Origin of the sequence: Algoriphagus sp. (genome assembly GCF_024642405.1) — a bacterium.
In the GTDB taxonomy this organism is placed as follows: domain Bacteria; phylum Bacteroidota; class Bacteroidia; order Cytophagales; family Cyclobacteriaceae; genus Algoriphagus.
Genome location: NZ_JAHEBC010000129.1, coordinates 1 through 10,329, shown reverse-complemented (window position 1 = coordinate 10,329; position 10,329 = coordinate 1). Strand labels below are relative to the sequence as shown.

Below are 10,329 nucleotides of genomic sequence, written 5' to 3'. Positions count from 1 at the left end.
ACTGTCCATATGACCGCACAAAGCAAATCACATGAACCTTCCCTCGTCTTCCTCAGGTTATTATTTTTTTCGCCTTACATCACTTCAAAGAACTTTTTCCTAATCATTTTTAGGAGTTGTCAGAGACCGAAAACTTCCGCCTTCCGTTCCGTGTTTTTAACCTTCCTTGCTGAAGGGAGTGCAAAGGTAAGAGGTAATTTTTAAGTTACAACACTCTTTGTAAAAAAAAATTATTTTCTGACCTCAACTTATCTCACACACTACCCATTCCACCGCTAAACAGAAAATTTTATACCCTCACCTTTCAATTCGTTCCCCTCGTTTGGGAGTGCAAATATCCCCCTTTTATTTTGAACAACAATAAAATTCTAAAGAAAATCTTACTTCTATGTCTAAAGCGCTGAAAGTGAAGCTAAAAAAAATAACAATATATAATTTTAAAATTAGCCTAAATAAAGGAGATACTGTTTAATAAAATTTTAATAATTATATAATTATGAACTTTTATACTGATTTTTTATAAAATCACACTAGTACCTAAAGGTTGGAAGTTCAGGATAGTACTTTTTAGTAGGGTCTTTTGATGAAAAAACATATCTGAGAGAAACCTCATGAGCTCCTCCTGAATATTTTTGACCCAACTTGGAGATTGAAAAATCAAAACTGTACCCAAATTCAATTCCACTATTCAAACGAACACCCAACAAGGAAATAATGGATTCATTATTAGGTAAACTATACTTCGTAGGTAAGCCTCTATACCATACTCCAAGAACCAATGGCTCAAAATAAAATTCCGTACCAATGTCCAATTGGGAAAATTGACCTTGCTTCTTATAATTGAAAGCAAATGATAATGAACGCTCCTGATCTGTGTTATTGAAATAATCATTAATATCACCCGGAGCCATATCGAATTTCATACCTCCTTGTAAAGAATATTTGATAGGAAGTTTATTCCCTTCCGATTCAAGATAGCTAATCTCAGGACCAAGCAAATGGAATGCTGACACCCCAAACCAAAATTTTCTATCATAATAGAGTAGACCAGAATGTAAATCCACATCTCTCAATCTACTGTCGCCATTAAATCCGTCACCAGGAGAACCGATTATCTTACCTCTATCTATATCAAGCTGAGTACCTAAAATTACTCTATCAAATAAGGCGTCTCTTCCAATAAATGATCCCTGAAATCCTGCATGCAAATACCGAGATTCTCCAAGCCTTAGCCTATAACTATATAAAATACCAACTTCAAAGGTTTGAGTTTCAGTATACGACTCCTTAGCACCAGAAATACTGATTCCTATTCCAGATTGGTATTTTTCAATAAAATGATCTGCATATACTGAATAGGCAATAAAACTTTCATCTAAGGCTGGCCATTGATTTCTGAAATTTACGCCTAGCCTTGTCAATCCAGTACTTCCTGTCAATGCAGGATTTAGATAAAGAGGGTTTGCATAAAACTGACTATACTGAACATCCTGTGCAAGAATTTTTCCAATTTGAAATAATAGGACGAAAACAAATAACCTTTTCATTAGCGGATCAGTCTAAATTTCCCTGTTTTGGTCACTTTCTCTCCATCCTTTGCTTCAGCATCTATTCTGAAAACATAAACTCCTGCATCAAGTAAATTACCTTTTAAAGTGCCATCCCATCCAATGGAACTAAGATCGTCGGTCTGAAATATGAATTCCCCCCACATATTAAAGATTGATAGCTGCATATTGACTATCCCTTTAAACTTTGGAACAAATGTTTTATTCTCTTCTTCTAATGGAGTAAATCCCGTCGGAACCATAATCCTGTAGCTCTTGGTAATTGAAAGTTGCTTAGTTACAGAAGCGGTGCAGCCTAATTCATTTTCTACAGTAAGTACGATATCAAAAACTCCTTTTTTTCCAAAAACATGAATGGGGTTTTCCTCCTCACTGGTATTTCCATCTCCAAAATCCCATTGCCAATTAACAGATGAATTATCAGACAAATTTTCAAATTGAACTGGATCCTCAGGAAAAATCCCACCGTCTTCATCTCCCGTGATCCCAAGGCCTCTAATACTAAATTTAAAATCAGCTATTAACTCCTCCTCCAAAATTATGATTTCAATTTGAATAGGATCAGAGTAGCAATCTACCGTCTTTGGCTTTACGGTTAATTCATATAGTCCAGAATCGACTATATTTTTCATTTCATCATTTAAATACGAATTTCCATTACCAACCAATAAATAATCATATGTATTAGGATCGTAACCCTCCAAATAAGAAGTCACGTCTACGCCTTCCCCTGGTTCACAACCGATAATAGGATTTTCGATCCCATAATCTGGTGAATCTGGAAAAGTTATCACTATCTCATTCGATGCAATAGAACAACCTCTTTCATTAAATCCAAGAATAGTATAGGTGCCCGATTGCTTCGCGTTATATTCAAAATCTTCCGCTCCTTGAATTTTTTCCCCATCTTTTCTCCATTCTATGTTTGTATAAGCTATCTCAGGAATGCCCTTAAGTAATACAGACTCACCACCACATAAGAATATTTCATCTACCGACTCCTCCCCCTCAGATTTAACCAATTTCATAGCAGGTGGAGATTCTTGAATTTTTATAGTCAAGGAATTTCCTTGTGATCTTTTACCATAATTATCTGTAACGGTATAATAAACAGTTACCTCCTCGCCCGCAAAATCTTGATTTGGAACAAACAAAAAACCTCCTGGCTCGTCAGTGGCCTCAAAGACTCCTTCAGGCATGACTAAAAATCTATTTAATTCATCACACTTTGCTTGTTCGCAAATATCTCCCGATTCACTTTCAATTTCTTCAAACGATTCGAAAAACTGGAGGCAAGATATCGATGCGTTCTCATTCAATAATTCAACATTATCCTTAGTAATATAATATTGATTGTCTGCCCCCGCACAAGATTCAAGACCATCAATATCACTTCCAACTGGGTTTTGTAAGTCCTCGTCATTGGCAACCTCAACAGTAAGATTTCTTATTTCATGGAAATTGGTAAATCCTCCAGTAGAAGCAGAAAAACCAAGTTTTAAATTTGCTGGTGCTTCATAAGGAAATGGAACATCTTGAAAAATAGTAATGGTTCTATGAATATTTTGAAATACAGTATAATCCATTACCAAGGTGATCAAGTAGCCCAAACCGGAAGGATTGGGAACCAAGCTAATATTTGCTTTTCTATATCCGGGCTCATTTAAGTCAGTAACTCTTTGAGTTCCTATTCCGCCCGAACTAATCGGGAAAAATTGATCTGAGGCTAAGCCATCTGGACCAGATGCCATCGTTTTTCGCCCTTTTATAAATTCATAACCACTAAAACCATTCCCAGGACCTCTTATCACAATGGCATCCGGAACATAGCTTTCACCTGCACCGGGAAATCCTCCTGATTTCCCCTCAGCTGTGTTACCAAAGTTTCCAAATTCATCAAAACCAACTCCCAAATAAGCTCCTGCTAAGCCGGGCTCATTATTTCTTTTCGAATAACCTAATGATCCTCCAAACCCTCCAATAGCAAAATTTGGAATAGATGCGTCAAAAAGAAAAAAAGCAATTCCATCCGCTCCATCACCTCCGTAGCTAAAATATTCAAATGAGGTTTTAATTCCATAGGCAGAAGAAAAAGGAATATCAATATAAACATAGCCTCTTTGATCAACCTGATTGTTGGTCAATCTTAAAGCTCCATTTACTAATTGAGCATCTGCACCAAAAATAGTGGTAGACTTGGTGGTATTAGAATCAAATGACTCGCAATAAGGAAATCCTATTTGAGCCTTTAGGCTCAATTGAATAAAAAAAGTAAGAAAGGTGATTAAGGTAATTTGGGTTTTCAAAACACGTCCTATTAACAATCCTAAATTAAGGCATTAATATCTAAGAAATAAAAAAGCCTTCAGTTTAATAACTGAAGGCTCCATAATCTTAATTAAGTCTTACCTTAATATAGTCTGATTTCTATCTGGACCAACTGAAACTAATTTTATCGGAACATTTAATTCGTTTTCCAGATAACTCACATAGTTTTTCAATTCACTTGGAAACTTCTCGTAGGAGTCAATATTGGCCAGTGAGCAATTCCAACCTTTTAATGTACTATAAACGGGCTTTGCATCTACTTCAGAAATTTCAAAACTTAATCGATCTATTTTTTCTCCAGAAGGCAACTCATAATGCGTACAAACTTTAATTTCTTCAAAAATATTGAGAACATCGGCTTTCATCATATACAATTGAGTCACTCCATTAATCATAATCGAATATTTCAATGCTGGCAAATCTAACCAGCCGCATCTTCTTGGACGACCAGTAGTGCTTCCAAATTCATTCCCTTCTTTCCTCATATCCTCACCAGTTTGATCGAAAAGTTCAGTTGGAAAAGGACCACTTCCAACTCTTGTACAATAGGCTTTAAAAATACCAAATACTTCTCCGATTTTGGATGGAGACACACCTAGGCCTGTACAGGCACCAGCAGTCATTGTGGTACTGCTTGTAACGAATGGATAAGAGCCAAAATCTACATCCAGTAATGATCCCTGAGCTCCTTCAGCTAAAATTCTTTTATTTTCAGAAAAGGCATCATTGACTAAATATTCGCTGTCAACAAGATTCAAAGTTTTGAAAAACTCTACGGCTGCAAAGAACTGCTCTTCCATTTCAGACAAAGCCTCCAATGAATGATTATAAAATGAGAGAATTGTCTTATGCTTTTCTACCAGCGCACTATATTTTTCTTTGAAATCTGGGCTTAATATATCTCCTACTCTCAAAGCAGATCTACCAATTTTATCTTGGTAGGTAGGTCCTATCCCTTTTAAAGTTGATCCGATTTTTTTATCTCCTTTAGACTGCTCGTATGCAGCATCAAGAAGTTTATGAGAAGGAATAATGATAGTTGCCTTTTTCGAGATAACAAGATTTTTCTTGTAGTCTATTTTAAATTTAGCTAATCCATCAATTTCTCTTTTCATGACAATTGGATCCAAAACGACACCATTGCCAATAATATTTAATATCTGAGAACGGAAAATCCCTGAAGGAATCTGATGCAATACATGCTTGATTCCATCAAACTCAAGTGTATGACCTGCATTCGGTCCTCCTTGGAATCGAGCTACAATTTCATATTGAGGCGCCAAAACGTCTACAACTTTTCCTTTTCCTTCGTCTCCCCATTGGAGCCCCAGAAGTACATCCATCTTCATTTGATGTGCGATCTATTCGTTTATGCTAACACTTTTTGAGGCGTGAAATTTGCAATAAGCCCAAAGAAAACCAAGAGTTAGACATTATTTATTATTTGATTTTATTTTAAAGAAGGAAATATCGATTCCAGAAAATTCATCTGAAAGCGAAATAATCTATTTTGACATCTGACTCTTAAAATCATCCACAGAATCAAACACAGTAAAAATATTGTTCAGTTTGGTGATAATTAGTAGCTTTTTAACATGCTGAGAAGGTGATGTCAAATAAACCTCACCACCTACATTCCTCATTTTAGTTAGGATTGTTATCAATAAGCCAATTCCACTTGAAGATATATATCTTACTTCACTCAAGTCAATAACAAAAGTCTTAGCACCTTCGAGAATAGCATCAGAAATAACCTCTACGAGTTGGGGGCCTGTTTCATCCCCGATCAAATCACCTTGAATGAATAAATAATTGGCAAGATCATCTTTGCTGGTTCTATAGGTTAATTTCATGTTTCAACTTTTTTATTTTCGCAATTGGATTTTTTGCAATTACCGTATAGGATCAAGGAATGGTGAAGAACTTGAAAATCTAAAATACCTCCTACGGTATTTTGAATATTTTGGATGCGTGGATCGCAAAATTCTAAAACCTTGTTGCATTCAATGCATATCAAATGGTCATGTTGCTTATACCCATAAGATTTTTCGAATTGAGCCAAGTTTTTACCAAACTGATGCTTAGTTACCAAATCACATTCAACCAATAGATCTAAGGTATTGTAAACCGTAGCTCGGCTGACCCGATAATTTTTGTTTTTCATACTGATGTAAAGTGATTCTACATCAAAATGTCCTGTCCGACTGTAAATTTCTTCAAGGATAGCATATCGCTCCGGAGTTTTTCGGAGTTTTTGATTTTCTAAATACGCAGTAAATATTTTTTTTACTTCTTCGAAGTTTGTGGTATTCAAAGGCATTCTGAGCTATTTTTTTCAAATATAACTTTTGTCTGTTAGAAAAGATTCAATTCATCAATCAAACCTTGAAACCTTTTGAATTCCGTCAACTAAAGATAGGTTTTTCATTAACTGATCTAGGTGCTCAGTACTGTGTACATAAAGTTTAATTGTTCCTTCAAAAATCCCGGCATCTGAATCTACGGTAATAGACCTCATATTCACTTTTAGTTCATTCGAAATTACCTTGGTGACATCATTGATCAGGCCAACCCGATCGGTCCCAATAATCCTCAAACCTGCTAGAAAAGCGATCTCTTTTTGACTTGTCCATCTTGCTTTGATTACTCTATTTCCATGGTTTGAAAGCAATTCCAAGGCATTTGGGCAAGAAGTTCTATGTATTTTTATCCCTTCATTAACCGTAACAAAACCAAAAACATCATCACCGGGTATCGGATTACAGCATTTAGCTAAAATATAATCCACGACATCCATATCCTCACCGATCAAAAGTTGATCCCGATCGGGTCCTTTAAGACTCTTTATTTCTTTGGTAAACGTAGATTCGTCTTTTACCTTTTCTTGGATAATCTTACTTTTTAATTTTTGGTTTTCCTTGAAAATTTTAAATGATTTAATGGAAGTGGGATCAATAATCCCTTTACCAACTCTGTAATAAAATTCATTGGCAGTCTTCAATTCGAAATAAGCACGCAATTTATCAACCGCCTCAGAATTGAATTCCATTTTCATTTGCTTCAACTTTCGTTGAACAATCTCTTTGCCGTCTAAAATCGCAGATTTTTTATCCTCTCTTAAGGCATCTTTTATTTTTGCTTTTGCTCTTGAAGTAACAACATTATTGAGCCAGTCCTCGGTGGGCTTTTGCTTGTTCGAGGTAAGGATTTCAACTTGATCTCCATTTTTTAATTTATGGGAAATCGGAACAAGTTTTTGATTTACCTTGGCTCCTATACATTTAGCACCTATTTCGGTATGAATCTCAAAGGCAAAATCCAAAGCGGTGGATCCAAAAGGCAAAACTTTTAAATCTCCTTTCGGTGTAAAAACAAATACCTCATCATGAAATAAATTTCCTCTGAAGTCATCCATGAATTCAATAGCGGAACCATCATTAGATTCCAACAAGCCTCTTACCTGAGAAATCCAATCATCAAGACCGGTTGTTGCTTTTGAACTGCTATCTCGGTCTTTATACTTCCAATGGGCAGCATATCCTCTTTCAGCTATCTCATCCATTCGGGTGGATCTAATCTGAACTTCTACCCATTGACCAGTATTACTCATTACGGTAGTGTGAAGAGATTCATAGCCATTGGATCTTGAGGTACTAATCCAGTCTCTCAATCTATCAGGGTTAGGATGATAAAAATCGGTTACTATTGAATAAACTTGCCAGCAATCAGCTTTTTCGCTCTCCAAATCGCTATCCAAAATTATTCTTACAGCAAAAAGATCATAAACTTCCTCAAAAGGGATCCCCTGCTTTTTCATTTTACTGTAAATGGAGTAAACTGATTTTGGTCTTCCCTTTATGACAAAATTGAATTTTTGCCTAATTAATTCATCTTCAATAGGCTGAATAAATGACTTGATGAATTTATTCCGAATTGTTTTAGACTCATTTATTTTTTGAACAATATCATTGTAAATCTCAGTATTTGTGTACTTTAAATACAAATCCTCCAGTTCAGACTTGATAGAATAAAGTCCCAATCTATGTGCTAAAGGGGCATAAAGATACATCGTCTCAGATGCTATCTTGAGTTGTTTATGCCGAGGCATACTTTGGAGAGTCCTCATGTTATTGAGACGATCTGCCAGTTTGATTAAGATTACCCGCACGTCATCAGAAAGCGTCAAAAGCATCTTTCTGAAATTTTCGGCTTGCTGTGAACTTCCGTAATCAAAAACACCTGAAATCTTAGTCAGCCCGTCAATTATGGTCATGACCTTAAAGCCAAATTCACGCTCAATATCCTCCAATTCCCAATCGGTATCTTCTACCACATCATGGAGAAGTGCAGCGACAATAGATGTGGTCCCTAATCCGATTTCTTCAACACAAATTAATGCAACTTCCAAAGGGTGATAAATATATGGCTCACCTGATTTTCTCCTCATCTCCTTGTGAGCTTCTTGAGAAACATTAAATGCCTTTTTTATCAATTTGGTATCCCCTGATTTAAGCACAGGTTTTGCCTGTTTCAATAAACGCCTATAGCGCTTTAGAATCTCTTTTCGTTCTTCATCTATATCCACTTGGATCATATAGGTGTATTTTACTTTAAAATTGCTACGAGTTGAATAACTTGCCTAATTCTTTTAATTTTTTTTTACGACTTGTTGTATTTTGAAAATTACTATTTACCTTTGCATCCACAATCAGGGAATTGATTGATTTTAAAGATTTTTCCTGCTTGAATAATAAGCGGATGTGGCGAAATTGGTAGACGCACTAGACTTAGGATCTAGCGCCGCAAGGCATGGGGGTTCGAGTCCCTCTATCCGCACGAATACCGAACCCTCAATCACTCTACTGTTTAGTCGACAGGAAGGAGATTGAGGGTTTTTAGTTAATCATCATAATAAATTTAAACGCCTTGGAAATCTCATTAGAAAAGCAATCAACAAATCAAGCTTTAATTAAAATTAAACTAAAGGAAGCAGATTACCAACCAAAGGTAGATGCGAAACTTAAAGACTATGCCAAGAAAGCTAATATTAAAGGTTTTCGTCCTGGCAAAGCTCCTGTTTCCATGGTAAAAAACATTTATGGAACTTCGGTTTTGGTTGAAGAAATCAATTCTATTTTGGGAGAATCTTTAAACACCTATCTCAAAGAGCAGACTTTTAAAATTCTTGGAGAACCACTTCCGGTAGAAAAGGAAAATGACTCTATTGATTGGAAAACTCAAAAAGAATTTGATTTTGAGTACAAAATCGGATTTGTAGAGAATATCTCCATTCCTCTTGATAAAAAATTCAAAGGAACAAAATATGCTATTAAGGTAGACGATAAGCTAGTCAATGAAACAATAGAAAACTTAAAATCTCAATCTGGCAAAAGTTCTAATCCAGAGGTTAGTGAAGCAGGGGATCGTATCTATGGTGATTTAAAGGCAAATGAAACCGAATTCACAAAAACAGTTTCATTAGATCTAGAAAAGATCACCAAAAAACTTGCTGGAAAATTCATTGGAATTAGCAAAGATGCTGTAGTGGAGTTTGATGCTAAAGATGTGAAAAAAGGTCAATGGGAGGAAGCATTTGGTTTGGATGAAGAAGAGGCAAATACAATAGAAGGATCTATTTCTTTCATTGTAAAGAATATCAATAGAACAGAGGTTGCTGAGATGAATCAGGAATTTTTTGATAAAGTTTTTGGTCCGGACGTGGTCAAAACAGAAGATGAGTTTGTCGGAAAAGTGAAAGAGACACTACAAGGTAATTACGACAGAGAATCAAAAGTATTTACGGAGGAAGAGTTGAAAAAATCCATCACGGAATTTGCAAAAGTTGATTTGCCTGAGGAATTCTTAAAAGAGTGGTTACTTAAAGCCAATGAGGGTAAAGTCTCTTCAGAAGACGTAGAGAAAGAATTCCCTATTTATGCGAAGCAACTTGTTTGGTCTTTAATTTCCAATCAAGTAGCTACTGAAAATAAAATTCAAGCTGAACATGAAGATGTTATCGCAAAAACCAAAGAAATGATCCGAGAGCAATTTGCATCCTCTGGTTTAGGTTCTCAAATGGAGGAAAGCATGGATATGTTTGTCGATAACTATCTGAAAGGTGAAGACGGTCAAAATTATATGAATATGCTAACTTCAGTTCAAAACGATAAAGTGCTTGCCTATGTGCAGGAAAACATCGATTTGAAGGAGAAGGAAATATCAATTGATAAGTTCAAGGAACTTTTAGAAAAGTAATTTGCTTATTGCTATCATAAAAAAGTCCTTTTTTAAGGGCTTTTTTTATTTTTGTCTACCACAACAAACTCGAACATGATCAATAAAGAAGAATTCAGAAAATACGCCATACATAATCAAGGCGTTAGCGGAACCGCATTTGACCAGTATACACAGCATATTGAAAATATGACTCGAT

Annotated in this window: 7 protein-coding genes and 1 tRNA gene; 2 read left to right on the top strand and 6 right to left on the bottom strand. The window is 35.7% G+C overall.

The window, feature by feature from the left end:
* Positions 1–530: 530 nt before the first annotated feature.
* The 6 genes from Q0L68_RS11190 to Q0L68_RS11165 all read right to left on the bottom strand — a co-directional run bounded on the left by Q0L68_RS11190 (position 531) and on the right by Q0L68_RS11165 (position 8,490).
* Entirely contained in the window at positions 531–1,547 is a 1,017-nt protein-coding gene (locus Q0L68_RS11190) for a type IX secretion system membrane protein PorP/SprF (RefSeq protein ID WP_296702966.1), read from the bottom strand.
* The gene (locus Q0L68_RS11185) at positions 1,547–3,874 is read right to left on the bottom strand and encodes a PKD domain-containing protein (RefSeq protein WP_296702963.1); all 2,328 of its coding nucleotides are present in this window, start codon (positions 3,872–3,874) and stop codon (positions 1,547–1,549) included. Before Q0L68_RS11185 ends, Q0L68_RS11190 begins: the two co-directional genes overlap by 1 nt.
* 99 nt (positions 3,875–3,973) lie before the next feature.
* Positions 3,974–5,245 (bottom strand): adenylosuccinate synthase, encoded by a 1,272-nt coding sequence (locus tag Q0L68_RS11180; RefSeq protein WP_296702962.1) that lies wholly within the window; start codon positions 5,243–5,245, stop codon positions 3,974–3,976.
* 156 nt (positions 5,246–5,401) lie between these two features.
* Entirely contained in the window at positions 5,402–5,749 is a 348-nt protein-coding gene (locus Q0L68_RS11175) for an STAS domain-containing protein (protein WP_296702959.1), read from the bottom strand.
* Entirely contained in the window at positions 5,746–6,216 is a 471-nt protein-coding gene (locus Q0L68_RS11170; RefSeq protein WP_296702957.1) for a Fur family transcriptional regulator, read from the bottom strand. Before Q0L68_RS11170 ends, Q0L68_RS11175 begins: the two co-directional genes overlap by 4 nt.
* Before the next feature lie 54 nt (positions 6,217–6,270).
* Positions 6,271–8,490 carry a RelA/SpoT family protein gene (locus tag Q0L68_RS11165; protein ID WP_296702953.1) on the bottom strand — a complete coding sequence of 740 codons (2,220 nt, stop codon included), beginning with the start codon at positions 8,488–8,490 and terminating at the stop codon, positions 6,271–6,273.
* 160 nt (positions 8,491–8,650) lie between these two features.
* Between Q0L68_RS11165 and Q0L68_RS11160 the strand changes: the two genes are divergently transcribed.
* Together Q0L68_RS11160 and Q0L68_RS11155 are read left to right on the top strand one after the other, a co-directional pair.
* Positions 8,651–8,732, top strand: a tRNA-Leu gene (locus tag Q0L68_RS11160).
* A 90-nt stretch (positions 8,733–8,822) separates the two neighbouring features.
* Positions 8,823–10,151 (top strand): trigger factor, encoded by a 1,329-nt coding sequence (locus Q0L68_RS11155; RefSeq protein WP_296702952.1) that lies wholly within the window; start codon positions 8,823–8,825, stop codon positions 10,149–10,151.
* Positions 10,152–10,329 lie beyond the last annotated feature (178 nt).